Origin of the sequence: Paenibacillus herberti, assembly GCF_002233675.1 — a bacterium.
In the GTDB taxonomy this organism is placed as follows: Bacteria; Bacillota; Bacilli; order Paenibacillales; family Paenibacillaceae; genus Paenibacillus_O; species Paenibacillus_O herberti.
Genome location: NZ_NMUQ01000003.1, coordinates 538,767 through 561,288, shown reverse-complemented (window position 1 = coordinate 561,288; position 22,522 = coordinate 538,767). Strand labels below are relative to the sequence as shown.

Here is a 22,522-nt window from a genome sequence, read left to right as displayed (position 1 = left end):
GATCTCTAATCAAGACGACTCGCTTCCCTTGTGCGACAAGGGTTTGAAGGTTCATACCCCATGCTTCGCCACGCTACAGCGGCGCTTCTGCATTCATCCTATCATACGGTTTGACCCCTTGGGTATAGCAAGTTTAAGGAATTGCGAATCTTCCCGAATCTTGACACCTGGCGTCAGATCGAAGTCATGCAAAAGATGTATACTCATGCAAATTTTCCGACTAAAACTACATGCTTCGAAGCCTAAAAATAATGTAAACGCTATCTTGTTGTCAGCTTGCCGGAAGGATTCTGCTATCAGTATTCCGAAGCTACCGCCCGCAACTGATCAGCCGCGCGACCCGCCCAGCGCTGCAGCCGATCCAGCTCCTCTAGCGCCTGTTGCACCGCGCGCTCACGGGATTCATTGTAGTCGGGCAGTACGGAAGCTGCGAACGGCTTGATTTCCCGGTTCAGTACGAGTGCCTTCTCCCGATGGGCCAGAGCTTTCCGCTCATGGAAAAAAGGAACATCCGGATTATACGGATTATGCAGATCCCCTTGCTCGGGATGCCGAAGTACTGCCAATGTCTCCACGACGCTGCGCGGGGAGCCCTCCTCAACAATTCGTCCCGCATATTCGCCTGTTTTATAGGAAAACTGTACCCATTCTTCCTTCGCTGGGGTCTGTTGTTCCGATGTCATAACAGCATCCGCTCCTTTATCGATTCTCCCCACAGAATATAGGAAGCTGCTCTCGGAGACAAGCGACCAAGCCCGAGCTTGTCTTCTATACCGTGCTCGTCGTAATATTGGAAGAGAGAAAAGTAGGTGAGTGCATGCGTAAAAAAAGAGTGCTGCTGCTCTCTGAGGGATTCGGGTCCGGTCATACCCAAGCGGCATATGCCCTCGCTGCCGGCCTGAGGCAGCTATCTCCGGATGTTCAGACTCGAGTTCTGGAGCTGGGCAAATTCCTGAACCCGGTGTTAGCCCCTCTCATTATGTCTGCCTATCGCAAGACAGTTGGCAAACAGCCCAAGCTGGTAGGCATGATGTACCGCACCAACTATAAGCGTTCTTTCAACCGGTTCACGCAGCTTGCTATTCACCGGATCTTCTATACCCAGACCGAGCAGGTCATCCAGCAGCTCAGGCCTGAGATCATCATCTGCACGCATCCAGGTCCCAACGCCGCAGTGGCCCGCCTCAAGAGGCTTGGCCTCGACATCCCGCTGTATACGCTGATTACAGATTATGACGCGCACGGAACCTGGGCCAATACGGAAGTCAATCATTATCTCGTGTCCATACCCGTTGTCAAAACAAAGCTGATGGCGAGAGGGATTCCGCCTGAGCGTATTGAAGTTACAAGCATCCCTGTTCACCCTCAGTTCTGGCAGTCTCAGGACCAGGCGGAGGCGCGGAGCGAGCTCGGCCTGAAAAACATGCCTACCGTGCTCATTATGGGCGGCGGTTGGGGGCTGATGGAGGAAGAAGACGGGTTTTTTACTTACATGACCAAATTTCGTGACAAGGTACAGTTGATTTTCTGCTCCGGTACCAACGAGAAATCGAGGGAAAGCATGCTGGCGGACAAACGCTTTGTCCATCCCAACATCCATGTACTCGGCTTCACACGCGAGATCTCCAAGCTGATGGACGCCGCTGACTTGCTCGTCACCAAGCCTGGCGGCATGACGTGCACAGAGGGGATGAGCAAGGGCATCCCCATGCTGTTCTACAAACCGATTCCCGGCCAAGAGGAAGAGAATCTGGAGTATTTTGTGAGCAGCGGCTTCGGTGAAATGATGCACTCTCTCGGTACGATTGATCGATGGTTCCGCCAGATCCAGGAGCCGTACAGCTCTGGCCAGCATCGCCAGCGACTACAGTCCAAGAGCAGCCAGCAGTACGATCCGCTGGAATGCCCGACTGCTGTGCTGCGGCTGATGAAATGAATGCAAGCGTAGCTTAAATGTATGATGCAGGGGACGGGAAACCGGCCCCTCCCTTTTTGAAATTTTTGAACACCAAGAATGAACTTGCGACTCTTTAGGAAGACCACCGAGGAGATGAATATATGAATAACAAAGCATTGGATGGAAAAACAGTAATCGTAAGGTTAGAGATTGAGTCGGGCACCAACTTCAGCTCGGTCGTTTCTGCAATCGAGGCTGCCGGGGGCGACGTAATTGCCATCGACGTCATTCAAACGGGCAAAGGCAGCACTACGCGCGACCTTACAGTCAAAGTAAAGGACACGGGTACGACAGAAAGACTTGGCAAGTCGCTAGGGCTGCTGCGCGGAATTCGGGTTATCAATACATCCGATCGTACATTCCTGCTTCACCTTGGCGGCAAAATCACCATCCAACCTAAAACCCCGATTCAGAACCGGGATGATCTATCGAGGGTTTACACCCCAGAAGTCGCACGTGTATGCACAGCTATCTACGAAGATCCATCCAAGGCGTTCTCGCTGACGATCAAACGTAACACGGTTGCTGTGGTATCCGATGGAAGCGCGGTTCTCGGACTCGGCAATATCGGGCCAGAAGCAGCTATGCCCGTTATGGAAGGTAAAGCGATGTTGTTCAAGCAATTTGCGGATGTGGATGCATTCCCGATCTGCCTGGACACCCAAGATACCGAAGCAATCATTGCTGTAGTGAAAGCGATTGCACCCGGGTTCGGTGGCATCAACCTGGAGGATATCTCTTCCCCACGCTGCTTTGAAATTGAGGAACGGCTGCGTGAAGAGCTGAACATCCCGGTTTTCCACGATGACCAGCATGGCACCGCGGTCGTGTTGTACGCAGGCTTGATCAACGCGCTGCGCCTGACTGGCAAGCGGATTGAGGATGCCCGCATCGTCGTATGCGGAATCGGAGCGGCTGGTACGGCCTGTACCAAAATGCTCATCGCCGGAGGAGCTCGCAACGTGCTTGGCGTTGATCGTGATGGGATTTTGACAGCTGATCGCGAGTATGCCCATCCAATGTGGAATTGGTACGCAGCCAACACGAATCCGGAGCGTATGACCGGCGGCCTATCCGATGCGCTACGTGGAGCGGATGTATTCATCGGCCTGTCGGCCGGAGGTATTCTCAAGCGCGAGATGGTGCTGACGATGAACGAGCAGCCAATCGTGTTCGCAATGGCGAACCCGGACCCGGAAATTCGGCCCGAGGACGCGGAGGATATCGTAGCGGTCATCGCCACTGGCCGTTCGGATTTCCCGAACCAGATTAATAATGTGCTTTGCTTCCCAGGCATTTTCCGCGGAGCGCTCGATTGCCGTGCCGTAACGATCAATGAGGAAATGAAGCTGGCCGCAGCTGAAGCAATCGCCTCCACCGTAGGCGAGGATGAGCTTAGCCGCAGCTACATTATTCCAAGTGTGTTCAACACTAAGGTAGTTGAGGAAGTACGTCGTCGTGTCGTGCAGGCGGCCCGCGACAGCGGCGTCGCTCGCCGGAATCCGAAGGAGTAGCGGCGCGTAGCGCTTCGCAGGAGAAGCGGTAGCGGCGTAGCCGTAGCTCCGCAGGAGAGCGGTAGCGGCGTCGCTCGCCGGAATCCGAAGGAGTAGCGGCGCGTAGCGCTCCGCAGGAGAAGCGGTATAGGCGTAGCCGTAGCTCCGCAGGAGAGCGGTAGCGGCGTCGCTCGCCGGAATCCGAAGGAGTAGCGGCGCGTAGCGCTCCGCAGGAGAGCGGTATAGGCGTAGCCGTAGCTCCGCGAGGTAGCGGCGGTGCCGCGCTTCGCAGGAGAGCGGCGGTGCCGCGCTTCGCAGGAGAGCGGTAGCGTAAATGCTGCGCTCCGCAGGAGAGCGGTAGCGTAAATGCTGCGCTCCGCAGGAGAGCGGTATAGGCGTAGCCGTAGCTCCGCGAGGTAGCGGCGGTGCCGCGCTTCGTAGGAGCTGCGGTTCCGACGCAGATGCAGCTCCGGTATCCCAAGCGGTATGGCGCGCGGCAACAGTGCGCTCAAGTAACTTTTACTACTTGATTCGCCCGCTTCACTCGATTAGGCCGCGCTCAAGTAGCTTTTACTACTTGATTCGCCCGCTTCACTCGATTAGGCCGCGCTCAAGTAACTTTTACTACTTGCTTCGACCTCTTCGCTCGATAAGGCCGCGCTTCAAGTAACTTTTACTACTTGATTCGCCCGCTTCACTCGATTAGGCCGCGCTCAAGTAACTTTGGCTACTTGCTTCGACCTCTTCACTCGATTAGGCCGCGCTCAAGTAACTTTTACTACTTGCTTCGACCTCTTCACCCGATGAGGCCGCGCTCAAGTAACTTTAGCTACTTGGTTAGACCGTTTCACCCGATGAGGCCGCGCTCAAGTAACTTTAGCTACTTGCTTCGGACCTCTTCACCCGATAAGGTCGCGCTCAAGTAACTTTGGCTACTTGCTTCGACCTCTTCGCTCGATAAGGCCGCGCTCAAGTAACTTTAGCTACTTGCTTCGGACCTCTTCACCCGATAAGGTCGCGCTCAAGTAACTTTAGCTACTTGGTTAGACCGTTTCACCCGATGAGGCCGCGCTCAAGTAACTTTAGCTACTTGGTTAGACCTCTTCGCTCGATAAGGCCGCGCTCAAGTAACTTTGGCTACTTGCTTCGACCTCTTCACCCGATGAGGCCGCGCTCAAGTAACTTTAGCTACTTGGTTAGACCTCTTCGCTCGATCAAGGCCGCGCTCAAGTAACTTTTACTACTTGCTTCGACCTCTTCACCCGATCAAGGCCGCGCTCAAGTAACTTTTACTACTTGCTTCGACCTCTTCACCCGATGAGGCCGCGCTCAAGTAACTTTAGCTACTTGCTTCGGACCTCTTCACCCGATGAGGTCGCGCTCAAGTAACTTTGGCTACTTGCTTCGACCTCTTCACCCGATAAGGTCGCGCTCAAGTAACTTTAGCTACTTGGTTAGACCGTTTCACCCGATAAGGCCGCGCTCAAGTAACTTTTACTACTTGATTCGCCCTCTTCGCTCAATAAGGCCGCGCTCAAGTAACTTTTACTACTTGCTTCGCCCGCTTCACTCAATAAGGCCGCGCTCAAGTAACTTTTACTACTTGCTTCGCCCTCTTCGCTCAATAAGGCCGCGCTCAAGTAACTTTTACTACTTGCTTCGCCCTCTTCGCTCAATAAGGCCGCGCTCAAGTAACTTTTACTACTTGCTTCGACCTCTACACCCGATGAGGTCGCGCTCAAGTAACTTTGGCTACTTGCTTCGACCTCTTCACCCGATGAGGCCGCGCTCAAGTAACTTTAGCTACTTGCTTCGACCTCTTCACCCGATGAGGCCGCGCCTCAAGTAACTTTAGCTACTTGCTTCGACCTCTTCGCTCGAATGTGGTACGCTCAAGTAACTTTTACTACTTGCTTTGCGCTATTAACTACGCCGAATGTTTCATACCTACGAACATTCAAATCAAAAAAACCGTCTCAGAAAGTGGAAGCTAGCTTCCATTCTCATGAGACGGTTTTTTTAAATTTCCATCGGAAGTTTGGATCAATTACAATGCACTGCCGCCAAACATGAATCGATCCTTCCAAGTCGAGTTTTGCGGGATTTCTGTAACTTGCACGCCGCCAGACTCTTTGGAGTAAGTCTGCAGAATTTTGTTGTCACCAAGGTAAATACCTACATGCGAGATCAGCGAGGTGTCCAGGCGTTCCTCCGCAGTCATATCCTTGCTGATTGCCGAGGTCGTGAAGAACAAGAGATCGCCTCTATTCAAACTGCTCCAGTCCATCGAGTAGCCTCCCTTGTTCTTGACATGCAGCCCTTGTCCACGGGAGTCTGCGTGCAAAGTTAAATCAAGGGCATCGATAAAGGCCTGTCTCACAAAGTCCGAACAGTCAAAGGTCGTCGTGTCGCTACGGTTGGAACCGAATTCGTATGGTGTGCCCAAATACTTCAGTCCTGCAGCTATAACAGCCTCCAGTTCGGTCGAAGCAAGTTCCCCAGAACCCGAATCGTAACTGCCTGGAGTAGCCGAAGGCGGAGAGATTGGTGCTGGCGTCGGTGTTGGTTCGGCTGGTATTGGTGTTTCAGAAGGCGATGGACTGACGGGCAGTGTCCCGGTGACGGTAGTGTACTTCGTATCGGAGCTCACAAAGCCAATTTCACCTGAGGTGTCCCGAACATGATACCAGCTGCGATTTGTGACAGCAATAATCTGTATAACCTCACCTGTCTTGAGATAGCGGATCCGCTCCTCCGAAGTGGACGGCCCCTGACGCAGCGCTACAGTAGATACAACTTGTCCATTTGACTCAAAGCCAGGAGCTACAGTAGGCGTTGGCGTCGGCGACGGAGTTTTACTCGGTGCTGGCGTTGGTGTCGGCGACGGAGCCTTGCTCGGCGTTGGCGTTGGTGTCGGCGCTTTGCTCGCCGTCGGAGCCTTGCTCGGCGTTGGCGTTGGCGTCGGCGCTTTGCTCGCCGTCGGAGCCTTGCTCGGCGTTGGCGTCGGTGTCGGCGCTTTGCTCGCCGTCGGAGCCTTGCTTGGCGTTGGCGTTGGTGTCGGCGCTTTGCTCGCCGACGGAGCCTTACTCGGCGTTGGCGTTGGCGTCGGCGCTTTGCTCGCCGTCGGGGCCTTACTCGGCGTTGGCGTTGGCGTCGGCGTTTCACTCGCCGTCGGTGCTTTGCTCGGTGTTGGCGTCGGTACCGACGCTTTACTCGGCAGATCGCCAATTAGCTTAATATATTTGGAATCGGAGCTTATGTATCCAGTGCCGCCCTGCTCATCCTTGATCCGATACCAGTAAGGTGTAGGAATGGAAAGAATCTCGACGGTATCACCCTTTTTAAGATAGCTAAGTCGGTCGCTAGTGGTCGAGGCGCTCGCTCGCATTGTGAGGGTAGCCAGGATCTCCGCATCCGCTTCAGTCTCCGACTTGCGGTCGACCTCTTTTTCTTCGATGATACTTATGTATTGGCTCGATGAAGAGACATAACCGACCTTGCCCCCGCTGTCTTTGACCTTGATCCAGCTACCATTCTCATGGCTCAGTACATTCAAGGTCTCTCCTTTGGCGATCAGTTTCAGTACCTTGGCTTTCGTAGAAGGTTCGGCTCTAAGGTTAATGGATGACTTAGTCACAGCGGCTTGGGAGGCAGTGCTGGCGTGGGTCAGCGGCGCTGCTGCCAGCAGGATGCCGGCGGCCAGAACAGCAGCGATGGGCTTTCTCATTCGATCACGACTCCTCATCTGGTAATATTTATGTTGTCTTTAGTCAAGATCAGCAGCAGAAGCTTAGACCTGCTCTGATTTTATCGGCATTTAACGGGGCGACTTTTAGGCTTGTCCTGTAGAATTCACAGCGTTTTTACGAAGTATTGGATTCTATTGTAAATTTTTGCGGACGAATGCGCATCGACCCATGCTCCCATTTTTGCTAGAGTTTAGGTCGGGCGCCCCTGGTATTTCATAGAAGCCGTCATGTCTTCCCTTATGGTTAATAAACAAAACAAGCCTTTCGAATCGCGAGTTCGCGATTTGAAAGGCTTGTTTGACAGTCAGTATGAATTCTTCGCCAGTGGCGCCACTCTAATTCTCGCTACCCACTGCACTTACATTCATCGTATATGGCCGCTCAGCTTCCGACTGCACTTACATTCATCGCATGCGCCGCTCAGCTTCCGACTGCACTTACATTCATCGTATATGGCCGCTCAGCTTCCCACTGCACTTACATTCATCGCATGCGCCGCTCAGCTTCCGACTGCACTTACATTCATCGCATGCGCCGCTCAGCTACCGACTGCACTTACATTCATCGCATGCGCCGCTCAGGCCAGCTCGCAAGGTTCCACATGAACATGGACATGCATAATGTCATGTTTGCGCTCCATCCGCCGCTCAATCTCGTCGCTGATCCGATGGCTTTCCACCAAGGTCAGCTTGGCATCCACAAGTACAATCACATCGATGAGCACATGGCTGCCATGTACACGAGCTTTGAGATCCTTAATCGATTTGACGCCCTCCACCTTTTCAATGGAGCTTCTCAGCGTCAGCAGCTCAATATCATCGAACCCGTCCGTCAGCGCATGTGTAGAGCTGTAGAAGATATCCCAGGCCGTTTTGCAAATGATTAAACCGACCACAATTGCAGCCACCGCGTCCAACCAGTTCAGGCCCAGCGCGGCTCCGCCGATACCAACTGCAGCACCGATGCTCACGAGCGCATCGGACAGATTGTCCTTGGCCGCTGCATCCAGCGCCTGGCTCTTGATCTTTGCGGCAAGATTGCGGTTGTACCTATAGACAAAGTACATCGCAATTGCGGATAAAATCGCTACGACTGCCGACAGAATATTAGGTGCTTCCTCCCGACCTTTAAACAAAGATTGTACAGAGCTTATGAGTACCTGCAAGCCCACCGTCGCCATGATGAAAGAGGCGATGAGCGAGGCGATCGTTTCTGCCCGGAAATGGCCGTAAGGATGGTCCTTGTCCGGCGGCTTTTGCGCGATGCGCAGGCCAATCAGCACGGCAAAGGATGCTACGATATCGGTCAAGTTATTGAAGCCGTCCGCAGTAAGAGCCTCTGAGGCGAAAAAGTACCCGGCCGCAAGTTTAGCGGCTGACAGCACCAAATAGGCTACGATGCTGACCCAGGCGCCTTTTTCCCCTTTACGCATATCGGCGTATTGTTGTTCGGTTGACACTGGCTTTCTTCCCCTCTATAAGCAACTTCTCCTACCTTAACGTTGTGATCCCTAGTGGGTCTAGAGAAACATTGTTGTCCTTGTGCTCCTTTTTGTGGTTCCGCGCAACACTTTCAGCCTTGAGCAACGGGGATTAGGTTGCCCAGTGACTGGGATTTTTACCCTCTCTGTTAATGAAATTTTTGCCCCCCCATTAGCCTAAAAAATATTCGCGCAGCGCAAAAAAAGGACTATGCCAGTGGCCCTCCTCTCTTCGCTCTTCTGTTGAACACAAAAGAAACCCTGCCGTCTTGGAACAAGACGGCAGGGTTTCTCGACACTCTGGAGGCCTCATCAAGAGGCCTCCTCCTTCAATTATCTATGCTGCTACTGTCATGTTCAGTTGCAACTCTCTCGCTATGCGCCGTCCCGTGTATCCCGCCCCTCACTACTGCCAGGAAGCAAGCTCGCTACCGCAGCGCGTGCAGCGTCGGGCATCCAGCGGATTCTCCGCTTTGCAGCGGCCGCATAAAACATGCACCTGGCCTTCCAACTGCAGCGGCGGCAACACGCTTTCCTCAGGGAATGCCGCTCCACAGTCCCGGCAAAAATGAGCCTGGTGATCGGCCTCACGTCCGCAAGCTGAGCACGCTTTGAGCGCCTTGAGCCTGCGAATCTGCCCCTCTAGCTGCGTAATCTGTCCCTCGGCGGCGACGATCTGCTGGCAGAGCTGAAACGCCTTATCATGCGATCCGGTGATATTGTCCTTCATATAAGCGGTGAATACCGCTTCGCCTATTTCCTTCTTGTACCGCGAAATGTCGCGCTGCCTGAGCGCAACCTGTGATTTCAGCCGAGCAGTCTCCATCGTCTGCTGCGCCGCTTTGGCCGCTTCTGCGGCACCCTGCTTCATTTTGTCAAATATGGACATGCTTCCACTCCCCGCTCCCGGAATGAGGGTTCTAACTCTAGGCTACAACATCCCATGCTTGACCGGCAACTGCGATAATCACCCAGATCATCCCGCATTCTCCTAAAAATTAGGCCAAGACATGACAGTTGTCATATCGGATCACTGACGCATATGACTGCCGCACCCGCTTTCGGGTCACTATAATTGAAGTAATAGCCTGAGTGGATTTACACTCTCGCATCCAGGAGGCAGCCATGTCACAAACGAAACAGCTACGTAAAATGATCGCTCCCTTTGAGCAAAATAATCAATCTGCCAGCATTCGTCAACTGCTCAACACGCTGCCACCTTTTCTCCTGTTGTGGCTTGCCGCTTACGCCAGCCTGCAGGTTTCCTATGCCTTGACATTACTATTTGCCGCTCTCTCTGCTGGATTTCTGATCCGCAGCTTTATTATTTTTCATGACTGTTGTCACGGATCGTTTTTCCGCAACCGCCGGGCTAATGATATTATCGGGACGATATTGGGTATCATGACCATGTTCCCCTATGAACAGTGGAAGCATAGCCATAACATCCATCATGCCGGCAGCGGCAACCTCGAAAAGCGCGGCACGGGCGACATGTGGCTGCTAACCGTCCGCGAATATGAAGAAGCTTCGACTTGGACCAAAATTCGTTATCGCATTTACCGCAACCCGCTCGTACTGTTCGGAATTGGTCCTTTTGCCTTGGTTGTGCTCGGCTACCGCTTCAACGCCAAGGGAGCTAGGCGCAAAGAACGGATGAACACGTATCTGACCAACGTAAGCATCGTTGTCCTATTCGCTCTCGTCATCTGGGCGATCGGCTGGCAGGCGTTCCTGCTCGTACACGTTCCGGTATTCTGGATTTCCGGCGCTGCTGGTATTTGGCTGTTCTACGTGCAACATCAGTTCGAAGACTCTTACTTCGAGCATCAGGAAGATTGGGATTATGTGAAAGCTGCTGTAGAAGGCAGCTCCTTCTATAAACTGCCCTCATGGATGCAGTTCCTGACTGGCAACATCGGCTTCCATCATGTGCATCATCTGAGCCCACGTGTGCCGAACTATTATTTGCAACAAGCGCATGAAGCTGCTCCACCGCTCGCCCATGCGACGACGATCACGCTCGGCGCCAGCCTGCAGTCACTCCGCTTCAATCTTTGGGATGACGAGCGCCGCCAGTTCGTTAGCTTCCGCGAAGGCATTCGCCGCATAGCCGAAGGTCGGCAATCCGACAAGTCTGATGGCCAGAACGCTGACAAAGCCTCTCAAGCGCAGCCAAACAGCCAGCCGATCGTACTGAAAACAAACGACAAAGCCGCTTCCGGCAGCTAAAGCATTAACGAGAACGGCAAGGGGCATCCGCCCCTTGCCGTTCTGTCCGTCCAATTCATGCCCATAGAAAAATATGCTACACTGGAAATATAATCTACTGAGCGCCGGCGTGCGACAAGGAGCCGATCCGACATGCAGCAAAAATGGCATCAGATCCTTCCCCGCAACGCGGGTATGGGACCCTATCTTTGGCTGATCTTCATCATCCTGCCTTTTTATTTCATTTTCCGCTTCTCGGATACGGCAAGTATCATTGTCGGCAGCCAGATGGTTGCCGTCTTTTTCTTCTGTTATCAGCTAACTCGGCATGGCCGCGGCTGGCGGATGTACACGGGAATTTCCATCCAGATGGTCATCTCCGTTGTCATGACGATTTATTTCCATTATCCCTACTTCGGTTTTTTCCTGGCGTTCTACATCGGCAATACTCGCAGCAGAGGCGGGTTTCTGAGCCTGTACATTGTGCACCTCGTGCTCGTGGCCACTGCGATCTACACTACCTATGCGATGAAAAACAGCTTTTTCGTTCAACAGTCACCGTTCATCGTCATTTTACTGCTCGGAGTTTCGGTGCTGCCGTTCAGCCGCTACAACTGGCTCAAGCAGGAGCGGCTCCAGGATCAGCTGGAAGATGCCAACAAACGCATCGCCGACCTGCTCGTGCGGGAGGAACGGCAACGCATCGCACTTGACCTGCATGATACACTCGGCCAACAACTGTCCCTCATTCGCCTCAAGAGCGATCTCGCCGGCAAGCTTGTCACCAAAGATCCGGAGCGAGCGCGCAATGAGATGGCGGATGTGCATCAGACAGCGAGAATCGCGCTGCAGGAAGTTCGAGACATGGTTTCGCATATGCGCGGAGCCAGACTTGAGGATGAGCTGGGCCGGGTCGGTCAAATTCTCAAAGCCGCAGAAATCGAGTTTATCCTTGAAGGCGACTCCAAGCTTTCCCATACTTCTCGTTTTACCGAGAATGTGCTGAGCATGTGCATCAAGGAAGCTGTCACTAATGTCGTGAAGCATAGCCGAGCAAGCTGCTGCCTCGTTCGCATCGAGCAGAAGCCGGATCTAATCCGTGTGCTGGTCAAAGATAACGGCGTCGGTCTCAAGCCTCGTAAGGCGTTGGATCGTGGCAACGGCCTGCAAGGCATGAAGGAGCGGTTGGAATTTATCAACGGCAGCCTGGAGATAACAGGAAATGAAGGTACAGCCATACACATGAAGGCCCCCCATAACGTCAGCAGGATGGAAAAGGAGGATACCTTATGATCCGCATTGTTCTGGCCGAAGATCAGCGATTATTGCTTGGCGCACTCGGCTCTTTGATCGATTTGGAGGAAGATATGAAGGTCGTCGGCCAGGCGGCCAACGGTCAGGCAGCAATTGAGCTTGTGAGAAAGCACAAACCGGATATTTGTATCATGGACATCGAGATGCCCGTGATGAACGGATTAGAGGCCGCCGAGCAACTGAAGGAAAGCGGCTGTAAGGTGATGATTCTGACTACGTTTGCGCGGTCAGGATTTTTCGAGCGAGCGCTCAAGGCAGGCGTCCAAGCCTATCTTCTCAAAGACAGCTCCAGCGAGGAATTAGCCATCTCAATCCGTAGTGTCATGGAGGGCCGCAGGCTGTATGCTCCCGAGCTGGTAGATGAGGTGTACAACGAAGGAAATCCGCTCACCGAGCGGGAACGCGAAGTGATGGAGCTTGTATCAGCAGGCAAAAACACGAAGGAAATAGCCAGCCAGCTATATCTGTCCAGCGGAACGGTCCGTAATTATATCTCGGTCATTCTGGACAAGCTGGGCGTAAGCAATCGGATCGAAGCCGTTTCCCGTTTCAAGGAAAAGGGCTGGTTTAAGTAGCAGCCCTACTCAGTAGCCCATCATCCCTCGATGATGGGCTTTTTGCTGTCCTGGCAGCAATCATCATATGTACATATTTCCAGAAAAGGATGAGCAAACTAATTCATACCAAATCTCTTGTCAAAAGGGAGCGTCTGCCATGTCACGCCTGCTGACCAACCTGCACCGCCTGCATACCGAGAAAGGTAGCGGCAGGCTGTTTGAGGAGCTCAACGACCTTTTTAAAGACTCATTCGATTATGTATGCACTAAAATTGGAAATAGCTGCGATAACGAGGTGTACCTCTGTTATTTCGCTACCTTATCCCTAAACTCAAGGCTGCACTTCGCGTTCGACGAGGATGAGTCCAGTCTGGCTATCCGGTTGAAAGAGTACGAGGGTACTCCGATCTCCGAAGGTGACACGAAAAAGTGTGAGCTTGCGTTATGCAGCGGATCGGCTGTGTTATTCCTTCGCGGCTCGGCGACAGGTCTTATACTCGATCTTCAGGAAGTTCAGCAGCGCAGCCTTGATTCACCTTTTACAGAAACGGTTCTGCAAGGTCCCCTTTATGCGTTCAATGAGAATTTAGAGGTCAATGCGGCGTTGATCCGTCAGCGCATCCGCACATCTCAGCTTAAGGCTTGGGAAACGACGGTTGGACGTTCCACCAACACGAGGATATTCGTCATCTACTGCGCTGATGTGGTAGACGAGTCTTGCCTGGCCCAAGTCAAGAAGCTGCTGACTGAGATGGACGTCGAGGGCATCCAAGATACCGGCGAGCTGCTCCGCCTGCTGGATAAAAAGCGGTATATGAGGCTGTTTCCAAAAGCGATTTTGACCGAAAGGCCGGATCGGGTAACATCCGATCTCCTGCGAGGCAAGCTCACCATTCTCGTAGACGGCTCTCCCTTCGCTTTGGTGCTGCCCGCTGTCTACACGGATTTTTGGCATTCTCCAGAGGACAGTTACGTGAATCCTTATGTATCGGTTTTTCAAAATACGCTTCGCTTTCTGGCCATGACAGTCAACTTGGTGCTGCCCGCATTCTATGTGGCGCTGACCTCCATTAATGTGGATGTCAATCGGCTGGAAATCAGTCTTGCTGCAGCGGCCAGCCGCGAGGGAGTGCCTTATCCGGTATTTATCGAGACGATGCTGATGCTAATCATGATTGATTTCATTACGGAAGCAGGTACTCGACTGCCAAAAGCGATCAGCTCTACCGTGACGATGGTCGGCGGTGTTGTGCTCGGACAAGCGATCATCCAAGCCAATATTGTGAGCAATCTGCTCGTTATCATCGTAGCGGCGACCGCTATTGCCAACTTTATCGTCATCGATTACCAGATGGGGTTAGTGCAGCGGGTGCTCAAATATTTCACTGTCGTCGGGGCGGCAGTTGCCGGTGTGCTCGGTATCGTCTTCTGCCTTGCCTGCCTTGTGTTCTATTTAAGCAGCTTGGAATCTTTCGGTACGCCCTATCTGACGTCCCTGCTGCCCCGTAAGGGAGGAAGAAAATGAATAAAACCATTCCGTTGACTGGTTATGAAATGTTCTCTTTGCAAGTGCTGTATGTAGGCGCCTCCGCGGGCTTCCTCTATCCTAGTCTGCTGATTAACAGCACAACCGGTCCGCTCTGGGCACCCATTGTTGTATGGGCTCTTTTAGCGTTTTCCAGCTGTTTCTTGTACGGCCGCATGCTCTTAAAGCTTCGCGGTAAAGAGCTCGTTCCCATCATTATAAGCTCACTTGGAAAGCCGGCCGCCATTATGCTGCTGCTGCCTATACTGCTGTTCGTTATCGCAGCGATTACCGTCATGCTGCGCTCTTTCACGGAACTGGTAACGATGACTTTATTGCCGACCACTCCACTACTTTTTCTGAATGGCATGATTTTTGCCTCATCGGCCTTGGCGGCAGCAGGATTGATGCCCATTATCCGCGCTGCCAAAGTGATATTTCTCTTGGGTGCCGGAACCATTATCTCTCTTTTGATAATTGGAACGAGCGGCTCCCATTGGGAGCTTGGCGGCCCCTGGTTTCAGATGAGTGCAGACTTTTTCACAGACGGCGATTTCTACGGAGGCTCCTTCGTCTGGATGGGATTTACCTATATCGCTATGATTGCTCCTTTCACAATTAAACAAGCAAAGCTGTATCAGAAAGGAAATATGATCGCGCTCGTACTATCCGTCCTCATGGTAGGCTGTTTCATCTACATTCCTGTGATGACATTCGGCAGGGAGATGAGCAGCCAACTGACATTTCCATTTGTCTCGAAGATGGACTCTATTTATCAATACTGGATCGTCCTCGAGAACCTGACGGCGATATTCATGTCTGCTACGATGTTATGTCTGCTTCTTGTCATTGCTCTAAAACTCAAGGCACTAATGAGTATCATGACCGGCATCTGGCCAAAAGTTTCAATAAATTGGGGACTAGCCGTCGTAACGGTCATCATTTACATCGCTGCGGAACTTATTCCAGAATGGCGAGATTTGGAAAAATGGGTGTTTAACAGTTATTTTCTCCGCTTCTACGCGATGTTTGTCTTTCCCGGGATTACATTAGCTGGGCTGCATTTCAAGCAGAGAAAGGCGGGGGGAGCATGACTTTACTCCATAGAACGCAACGTCTAACTGCAATCGGAGCTGCAGTCCTCTGCCTGCTTGCCGCGGGCGGCTGTTGGGACTCCAAAGATGTGGACAACCGCCTGTTAGTCGGAGCAATCGGTATTGAAAGTACGAAAGACGGCCGACTGAATGCCTGGTTTCGCATGCCTATAACCAGTTCGGCAATCGGGAATGAAAAAGACACTTTTTTCTCGCTCATTCAACATGGGGAAACGGTCATGGACGCCATCAACAAGTTACAGTACAAACTTCCCAAAGCACTTGACGTTTCCTCTACTCGAACCGTGATGCTGAGCAAGGATATCGCTAATTCCGGACTGCTACCCTATTTGGAATTTGCCGTCCGCGACCGTTCTGTCCCTCTTGATGCCGTTATCGCCATCGTGGATGGAAATATGCGGTCGATCTTTGTACGATCCAATCCTATCGGAGAATTGACGGGCATTTACACCAAGCTGTACTTCGAACCTTATGCGGGGGGCATCCCTCGTAAAAACAAGGCTATGCTGTGGGAAGTCTATTCCAAGCTGCTTAATCCGTTGCAAGCCAATTTGATTCCCGTACTTAGGGAAGACAAGAGAAGTCTCTTTACCCAGATCGGCAATGCCTACTTTGTCGAAGATAAAATCGCCGGAATGCTCACGATGGACGAAACACTCATTTATGAGATGATTACCCAAAGATTGGTCCACTCCGAAATTGTGCTGATGAGCCGCTCCGACCTCAAAATCGTCCACAAAAAAACTCGCATCAAAACCAAACTGGTTGATGGAAAACCCATGATTAAAGTGTCCATCTGGGTTAGCGTAGCGCTGACAGATAAATCTCACCAGGAGAAAAATGTCACTGAAGATACCATCAAAGCGGAGTTAAACGAACAGTTACAAAAACTAACTAAGTCCATGCTGCAAAAAACCCAGAGCAGCGGCTCTGATATCGTCGGCTTCGGCAACTGGTACCGCGGCAGACTGCGTCCAGAAACATATACAAGCTGGCCGGAGCTTTATAGAAAAGCCGACATCGATGTTCAATACCACGTCAGGCTTCGCAATACGGGTTTGGAATTCCTGAAATAACGGAACAGTTAAAAGCCGGACGCTTGGATTGGCGTCCGGCTATCTTTGAATTTTCGAGGTTATTTTTTCAAGGAGAGCAGGCTTTCCTTAACAAACTCAAATTGTTTGTCCAACGAGATCGGGTCATTGAAGTAGGCGCCATCGGCGTTCAGTTGGAATACACGTCCTTCTTTAACAGCAGGAAGGGATTTCCAAAGTGTATTGTCATAAACAACCTTCGGGTCGGCGTCATCACCTGACCATGGGCTCGTAAAAATAATATCGCCAGCATATTCCGGAAGCTTTTCCAGGGAGATTTCAGCCCAGCCTGTACCGCTGTCGATCGCTTCCTTCTGCGCGATTGCAGGAGCTTTAAGACCAAATTCGCCATAGATAATCTCGCCGCTGCGACCGAAGTTATGTCCGAATACATACAGCCCCTTGGCGAAAGGGTTCAAAATAGAAACGGTACGATCGCCGACAGCTTCGACGACCTGAGGTTTGGCCTCAGCAATTTTGGCATCCCATTGATCGATCCACTCCTGCGCCTTCTTCTCTTGTCCCGTCAGAACACCGAATTCCTTGAGCTGCTCTTTGTAGGTTTTGAGGCCATACTGGACCGCGACTGTCGGAGCGATTTTCTCCAACTTCTCCAGACCTTCTCCGCCGCTGAACATAATAATAAGGTCCGGATCAAGCGCGATAATTTTTTCTACTTCACCGCCGCTCCCGACATTCCCTACTCCCTCCAGCAATCCTTCGAAGAATGGATTTTTGAACGCTTGGTCGAGAATGCCTACTGGCTTAATGCCAAGGGCAAGGAAATGTCCTGTGAAGGAACCGGTCAGATCCACGATGCGCTGCGGGTTTTTCGGCACGGTGATGTCTCCATTTGCAGCTTTGAATACCATCGTCTCGCCTGTACCAGCTGGCGATGTGGACGGCTCAGCGGATGCCGCTGGCGACGCGGATGGGGATGGTGACGGTGATGAGGAGGAGGATTGACTGCAAGCTGCAAGCAGCAGCGAAAGCGTCAGTGGTATCGAGAGAAGCGTAAGGCGGGAAAATCGGTTAGAAACAAACTTCAAGAACTTCAACCCCTGATCTATATAGTTTTAGGTGCTCACTATCGATTGAATTTTTTGCTGATAATGAGAATCGTTTTCAATATAGCATAAGTTATTGAGCTTGCCAAATCCATTATTTACCTAGCTTTCGGAATGGGGGACGTGACTTTTTCTGATGCATCCCGTAGACTGATCGAGCAAACTTTAACTTATAGTGCAAGTTCAAAAAGGTTGCCATTCAGCACCGAGAAGGTTGTATGAACCAGAAGAAGGAGGAGCGGAGTGTAGGTTAGCCTACATGAGCACCGGACTTCGAAGGTGAATACAAGATTCGATGTCGAGTTCGCTTCCTGGTTTACTTCGTGATCAATGGTGGCCTTTTTGAACAACCTCATACAGGAGAAACAGAGAGGAGACTGTCTCCATGACCCTTCATCAGTTTGAACAGTTGCCTTCCTTCGAGGGCATCGCCTCCGAAAAATGGGAGCTCCATCGCGGTAAGGACATCTTGCCGATGTGGGTAGCAGATATGGATTTCCCCGCTCCACCTGCGGTACTCGCCGCGCTGGAGGAAAGAATCAGACATGGTGTGCTCGGGTATACCAACATTACGCCCTCCTATAAAGAAGCCGTGACCGGATGGATGAACCGGCGGTACGGCTGGCAGGCCGACCCGTCATGGGTAAGATTTTGCCCGGGAGTTGTCACCTCGCTCTCCGTTATCGTGCGAGCTTGTACATCGCCGGGGGATCGCATCGTAATCCAGCCGCCCGTATATCCGCCTTTCCATTCCGTTGTAAAGGATAACGGCCGGGAGCTTGTGCTCAATCCTTTGCTGCGCCGGGAAGACGGCTCATATGAGGTAAACTTCATTGAGCTGGAGCAGCAGCTTGCCGACGAACAGGTTCGAATGCTGATTCTTTGCCATCCTCATAATCCGGTCGGCCGTGTATGGTCGCGCCAAGAGCTGGAGCGGATCGCGGAGTTGTGCATCCGGTATGACGTACTTGTCGCCTCGGATGAGATCCATGGAGATCTGGCCCATCGGCAGGATGCGTTCATTCCGTTCGCTTCCCTGTCGGATGAGATTGCAGACCGTGTACTCGTGTGCACTTCCCCATCCAAAACGTTCAATATTGCCGGCATGAACACCTCCAATATGATCATTCCAAACGAGCAGCTTCGCTCCGCCGTTACGGCTGAGCTGCGGCGTAGTTCGGTTAGCTCCATCTCTGCACTCGGTCATGCAGCCGTAATTGCGGCTTACAATCATGGCGAGGAATGGCTGGAGGATGTGTTGGCCCATATCCGCGGCAATATGAAACTGATCATGGACGAGCTTGCACTCCATGCCCCGGAGATTAACGTCGTGCATCCCGAAGGAACCTATTTGCTTTGGCTGGACTGCAGAGGCCTTGGCCTTAACGACAGGGAGCTTCAGCTATTTTTCCTTGAGCGGGCCAGGCTGCAGCTCAGCGCTGGATCAGCGTTTGGCGAGGGCGGCGCAGGCTTCATGCGGCTTAATGCCGCCTGCTCGCGAAAGACCGCCGAGGAAGCGGCTCGGAGAATTGCGGCAGCTGTGCAAGAGCTTCGGGCGGAGGAGTCTTAGTTCGTTAGTTCTTGAGGAATCGGGATACGATTCCTCAGCGGAACACTTGCCGGGACTGTTTATTCTTTCAACGATGTTATGATGGCCAGCATTACGATAATCAACTGGAGTTAAATAAAAAAGCTGCCCGTGAGGGCAGCTCTAAACGAATAAGATTTAACCATTTGCAGTAGCTTCAGAGATAAGATTAAGCAGATGAACCACATCAACTAAAACATTACAGATGTAAATGAGACTTCCTGCAATAACAAGCATTAAAATAATGGTAATTGCCTGATATAACGAAACATTTTTCTGCATAAATAAATCACCACTTTATGGTTAATTTTTCATAGTGATACCTTTAAACCTAACACGATACTTAGCTAGCAATCTAATTAAATTAATAAATTAACTAATAAATAGATGTAATTCGCAAGAAGGCTCATTAGATGTCAAATATATAATCCTGTCACACAATTGCAAAATTGCATTGCAAACGCCCCTTGCATGATGCTCGCCCCAATGGTATGATGAGCACATAAAGACATTGTGATTAATTTCACAACATAGAATTTAGACGGTCTAGCTTCACTCAACTGCGATCCGGCTTCGTTTTCGCGCAACAAGCGATAACCTCCATCAACGATTGCTATGTAAAGACCGGCTCCATTTTATCTTTTTATGTGATTTTTTTCACAATGTTATAGGTAAAAACCAATCCCCCTAGGAGGAATTCACTTATGAAAATCGCCGTTATTGGATGTACACATGCCGGAACCGCCGCCGTCAAAGCTATCGCTGCTGAACACCCGGGAGCCCAGATTACCGTTTATGAGCGCAACGACAACATCTCGTTCCTGTCGTGCGGTATCGCTCTTCATGTAGGCGGCGTGGTGAAGGATCCCGAGGGACTTTTCTATAGCAGCCCCGAGCAACTGGCCGCACTTGGTGTTGACACTCGTATGCGCCATGAAGTGCTTCAAGTAGACGCCGCTGCGAAAATGCTCCGCATTCGCAACCTCACGAGCGGTGAGGAATTCCAAGATAGCTACGACAAGCTTGTTGTTACGACCGGCTCGTGGCCAATTGTACCTGACATGGAAGGCATCAAGCTGGACAATATCCAGCTGTGCAAAAACTACTTCCATGCCAAAGAGATTATCGCTCGTGCCGAAGGTGCGCGTCGTGTAGCCGTAATCGGGGCCGGGTATATCGGCATCGAGCTGGCGGAAGCCTTTTGCGAGCTGGGCAAGGAGGTTACGCTCCTCGACAACATGGACCGCGTCATGGCGAAGTATCTTGATCACGAGTTCACGGAAATCGCCGAAGAAGAGCTGACTGCCCGCGGCATCCGTGCTGCACTTGGTGAGAAGGTTAGTCGCTTCAAGGGCGAGAACGGACGTGTAACCACAGTCATTACGGACAAAGGAGAGTACGAGGCGGATCTTGTCGTCCTTTGCATCGGGTTCCGCCCAGGCACGGATCTGCTGAAAGGCCAACTCGACATGCTAGATAACGGCGCGTTGCTGGTGGATGAGTACATGCGTACAAGTAATCCTGATGTGCTCGCCGCTGGGGACAGCTGCGCGGTGCGCTATAATCCAACAGGCAAGGCTGCCTATATCCCACTGGCGACGAATGCTGTGCGCATGGGCACGCTGGCCGGAAAGAATCTGACTGAGCAGAAAGTAAAATATCGCGGAACGCAGGGTACGTCGGCAATTAAGCTATTCGACCTCAACATTGCCTCGACCGGCATGACTGAGGCAGCTGCGGAAGCGGCTGGCCTGAACGCCGCTGCCGTCACGCTGCGCGAGTCGCATCGACCAGACTTCATGCCGGATATCGAGGAAGTTTTGCTGAAAATCGTTTACGAAAAAGACAGCGGACGCCTCCTCGGCGCGCAGATTCTTTCGAAGGCGGATCTGACCCAGGCGGCCAATACACTCTCGGTGTGCATCCAGAACCGCATGACCGCCGAGGACTTGGCTTATGTAGACTTCTTCTTCCAGCCTCATTACAACCATCCGTGGAACCTGCTGAATAAAGCCGGCTTGGTTGCTGAGGAGCAACGCGCTAAAGCTGCGGATGACGCCGCTGAGGATCATGGAGCCGGTGCTGCGGAAGAAGCCGCTGAGGTGCAAGGGGCCCAAGCTGCGGAGGAAGCCGCTGAGGATCATGGAGCTAAAGCTGCGGAGGAACAAGGGGCCGATGCTGCGGAGGAAGCCGCTGAGGTGCAAGGGGCCCAAGCTGCGGAGGAAGCCGCTGAGGTGCAAGGGGCCCAAGCTGCGGAGGAAGCCGCTGAGGATCATGGAGCCAAAGCTGCGGAGGAACAAGGGGCCGATGCTGCTTCGGAGCGCAAGCAGGGCAAAGCTCAGCGCGTCAGCGCTTGAGGACTGCCCGCTCTGGCAGGTTATGTGCGGGGCATGAGGGCGCAGTATTGCGGCAACCACCGCGAAGTGCAAGCAGGGCAAAGCTCAGCGCGTCAGCGCTTGAGGACCGCGAGAATCAACAGTCTATAGAGCGGCGCATGGAGGCGAGGCATGTCGGTAGCCCCGCGGAGTGCGGTCTTCCGTTTCTGCGTCGGAGCTTACTTGTAGGTAGCACGGTGCAGGTTAGCAGGTATGTGGGCATGAGCGCTTACATGGAAAGCCTAGAATTCAAAGTCTTGACTAGTTAGAAACTTGCTTCGGTTTTGCTACCTAATAGTTCTAGATGTAACTCCGGCCTACAAAGTGACTTATCTACCTCCACCAACTGCGATTGAAGGTTGTCACGCCACTCTCTGCCCCGTTATAATAGATTCAATATAAAGGCAATGTTACTTGCTATTTCTGGGTACAACCTCGTGCGTATTATAACGCCTTGGTTGTACCTTTTTGTCTTTAAACGAAGTTTCGGCTGCGCTTTCAAGTAGCTTCGACTACTTGATTCAGCCATCAAGCCCGCGACACCACCTTTCAAGTAGTTTCGACTACTTGATTCGGACTTTTCAGCTCGCGGCACGCCTTTCAAGTAGCTTCGACTACTTGATTCGGACTTTTCAGCTCGCGGCACGCTTTTCAAGTAGCTTTGACTACTTGCTTCAGCCATCAAGCCCGCGGCACCACCTTTCAAGTAGCTTCGACTACTTGATTCAGCCATCAAGCCCGCGGCACCACCTTTCAAGTAGTTTCGACTACTTGATTCGGACTTTTCAGCTCGCGGCACGCCTTTCAAGTAGCTTCGACTACTTGATTCGGACTTTTCAGCTCGCGGCACCGCTTTTCAAGTAGCTTCGACTACTTGATTCAGCCATCAAGCCCGCGGCACCACCTTTCAAGTAGCTTCGACTACTTGATTCGGACTTTTCAGCTCGCGGCACGCCTTTCAAGTAGCTTTGACTACTTGATTCGGACTTTTCAGCTC

The 22,522-nt window shown here is 52.1% G+C and carries 17 protein-coding genes and 1 pseudogene; 10 read left to right on the top strand and 8 right to left on the bottom strand.

Going from position 1 to position 22,522, the window contains the following annotated elements:
* Nucleotides 1-296: 296 nt before the first annotated feature.
* Entirely contained in the window at nt 297-683 is a 387-nt protein-coding gene (kapB, locus tag CGZ75_RS21945; protein ID WP_089526390.1) for a sporulation phosphorelay system protein KapB, read from the bottom strand.
* 134 nt (nt 684-817) lie between these two features.
* On the opposite strand from kapB, the gene CGZ75_RS21940 reads away from it, so the two are divergent.
* Both CGZ75_RS21940 and CGZ75_RS21935 read left to right on the top strand, forming a co-directional pair.
* Entirely contained in the window at nt 818-1,936 is a 1,119-nt protein-coding gene (locus CGZ75_RS21940; protein ID WP_089526389.1) for an MGDG synthase family glycosyltransferase, read from the top strand.
* 122 nt (nt 1,937-2,058) lie between these two features.
* On the top strand, nt 2,059-3,471 hold the full coding sequence (locus tag CGZ75_RS21935; protein ID WP_089526388.1) for an NAD-dependent malic enzyme: 1,413 nt from the start codon (nt 2,059-2,061) through the stop codon (nt 3,469-3,471).
* Here the strand turns inward: CGZ75_RS21935 and CGZ75_RS24875 are convergent.
* From CGZ75_RS24875 to CGZ75_RS21915, 5 genes are all read right to left on the bottom strand, one after another.
* The gene (locus tag CGZ75_RS24875; protein WP_141136867.1) at nt 3,389-3,931 is read right to left on the bottom strand and encodes a hypothetical protein; all 543 of its coding nucleotides are present in this window, start codon (nt 3,929-3,931) and stop codon (nt 3,389-3,391) included. The two genes, CGZ75_RS21935 and CGZ75_RS24875, sit on opposite strands and share 83 nt — an antisense overlap.
* Nucleotides 3,932-4,904: 973 nt before the next feature.
* Nucleotides 4,905-5,243: a hypothetical protein gene (locus tag CGZ75_RS21930; RefSeq protein ID WP_089526387.1), complete on the bottom strand. Its 339-nt coding sequence runs from the start codon at nt 5,241-5,243 to the stop codon at nt 4,905-4,907.
* A 254-nt stretch (nt 5,244-5,497) separates the two neighbouring features.
* Nucleotides 5,498-7,177 carry a C40 family peptidase gene (locus CGZ75_RS21925; RefSeq protein WP_176444965.1) on the bottom strand — a complete coding sequence of 560 codons (1,680 nt, stop codon included), beginning with the start codon at nt 7,175-7,177 and terminating at the stop codon, nt 5,498-5,500.
* Between the two features lie 599 nt (nt 7,178-7,776).
* Nucleotides 7,777-8,631: a cation diffusion facilitator family transporter gene (locus CGZ75_RS21920; protein WP_089526552.1), complete on the bottom strand. Its 855-nt coding sequence runs from the start codon at nt 8,629-8,631 to the stop codon at nt 7,777-7,779.
* Between the two features lie 454 nt (nt 8,632-9,085).
* A complete protein-coding gene (locus tag CGZ75_RS21915; protein WP_089526385.1) occupies nt 9,086-9,568 on the bottom strand; it encodes a zinc ribbon domain-containing protein in 483 nt (160 codons plus the stop codon).
* A 236-nt stretch (nt 9,569-9,804) separates the two neighbouring features.
* On the opposite strand from CGZ75_RS21915, the gene desA reads away from it, so the two are divergent.
* The 6 genes from desA (at nt 9,805) to CGZ75_RS21885 (ending at nt 16,477) form a co-directional block, all read left to right on the top strand.
* Nucleotides 9,805-10,911 (top strand): Delta(5) desaturase DesA, encoded by a 1,107-nt coding sequence (desA, locus tag CGZ75_RS21910; protein WP_089526384.1) that lies wholly within the window; start codon nt 9,805-9,807, stop codon nt 10,909-10,911.
* Between the two features lie 132 nt (nt 10,912-11,043).
* Nucleotides 11,044-12,183 carry a sensor histidine kinase gene (locus tag CGZ75_RS21905; protein ID WP_089526383.1) on the top strand — a complete coding sequence of 380 codons (1,140 nt, stop codon included), beginning with the start codon at nt 11,044-11,046 and terminating at the stop codon, nt 12,181-12,183.
* On the top strand, nt 12,180-12,779 hold the full coding sequence (locus CGZ75_RS21900; protein WP_089526382.1) for a response regulator transcription factor: 600 nt from the start codon (nt 12,180-12,182) through the stop codon (nt 12,777-12,779). The genes CGZ75_RS21905 and CGZ75_RS21900 overlap by 4 nt, the downstream gene beginning before the upstream one ends.
* Nucleotides 12,780-12,918: 139 nt before the next feature.
* The gene (locus tag CGZ75_RS21895) at nt 12,919-14,286 is read left to right on the top strand and encodes a spore germination protein (RefSeq protein ID WP_176444964.1); all 1,368 of its coding nucleotides are present in this window, start codon (nt 12,919-12,921) and stop codon (nt 14,284-14,286) included.
* On the top strand, nt 14,283-15,380 hold the full coding sequence (locus tag CGZ75_RS21890) for a GerAB/ArcD/ProY family transporter (protein WP_089526380.1): 1,098 nt from the start codon (nt 14,283-14,285) through the stop codon (nt 15,378-15,380). The genes CGZ75_RS21895 and CGZ75_RS21890 overlap by 4 nt, the downstream gene beginning before the upstream one ends.
* A complete protein-coding gene (locus tag CGZ75_RS21885; RefSeq protein WP_089526379.1) occupies nt 15,377-16,477 on the top strand; it encodes a Ger(x)C family spore germination protein in 1,101 nt (366 codons plus the stop codon). Before CGZ75_RS21890 ends, CGZ75_RS21885 begins: the two co-directional genes overlap by 4 nt.
* Nucleotides 16,478-16,536: 59 nt before the next feature.
* Here CGZ75_RS21885 and CGZ75_RS21880 read toward each other — a convergent pair whose 3' ends face one another.
* A complete protein-coding gene (locus CGZ75_RS21880; protein ID WP_089526378.1) occupies nt 16,537-17,544 on the bottom strand; it encodes an iron-hydroxamate ABC transporter substrate-binding protein in 1,008 nt (335 codons plus the stop codon).
* Between the two features lie 403 nt (nt 17,545-17,947).
* Between CGZ75_RS21880 and CGZ75_RS21875 the strand changes: the two genes are divergently transcribed.
* Nucleotides 17,948-19,132 carry a MalY/PatB family protein gene (locus CGZ75_RS21875; RefSeq protein ID WP_089526377.1) on the top strand — a complete coding sequence of 395 codons (1,185 nt, stop codon included), beginning with the start codon at nt 17,948-17,950 and terminating at the stop codon, nt 19,130-19,132.
* Nucleotides 19,133-19,854: 722 nt separating this feature from the next.
* Nucleotides 19,855-21,177, top strand: a pseudogene (locus tag CGZ75_RS21870) (FAD-dependent oxidoreductase); the annotation flags it as partial.
* Between the two features lie 730 nt (nt 21,178-21,907).
* On the opposite strand, the gene CGZ75_RS25655 reads toward CGZ75_RS21870, so the two are convergent.
* A complete protein-coding gene (locus tag CGZ75_RS25655) occupies nt 21,908-22,375 on the bottom strand; it encodes a hypothetical protein (protein ID WP_141136864.1) in 468 nt (155 codons plus the stop codon).
* Nucleotides 22,376-22,522: the final 147 nt, after the last annotated feature.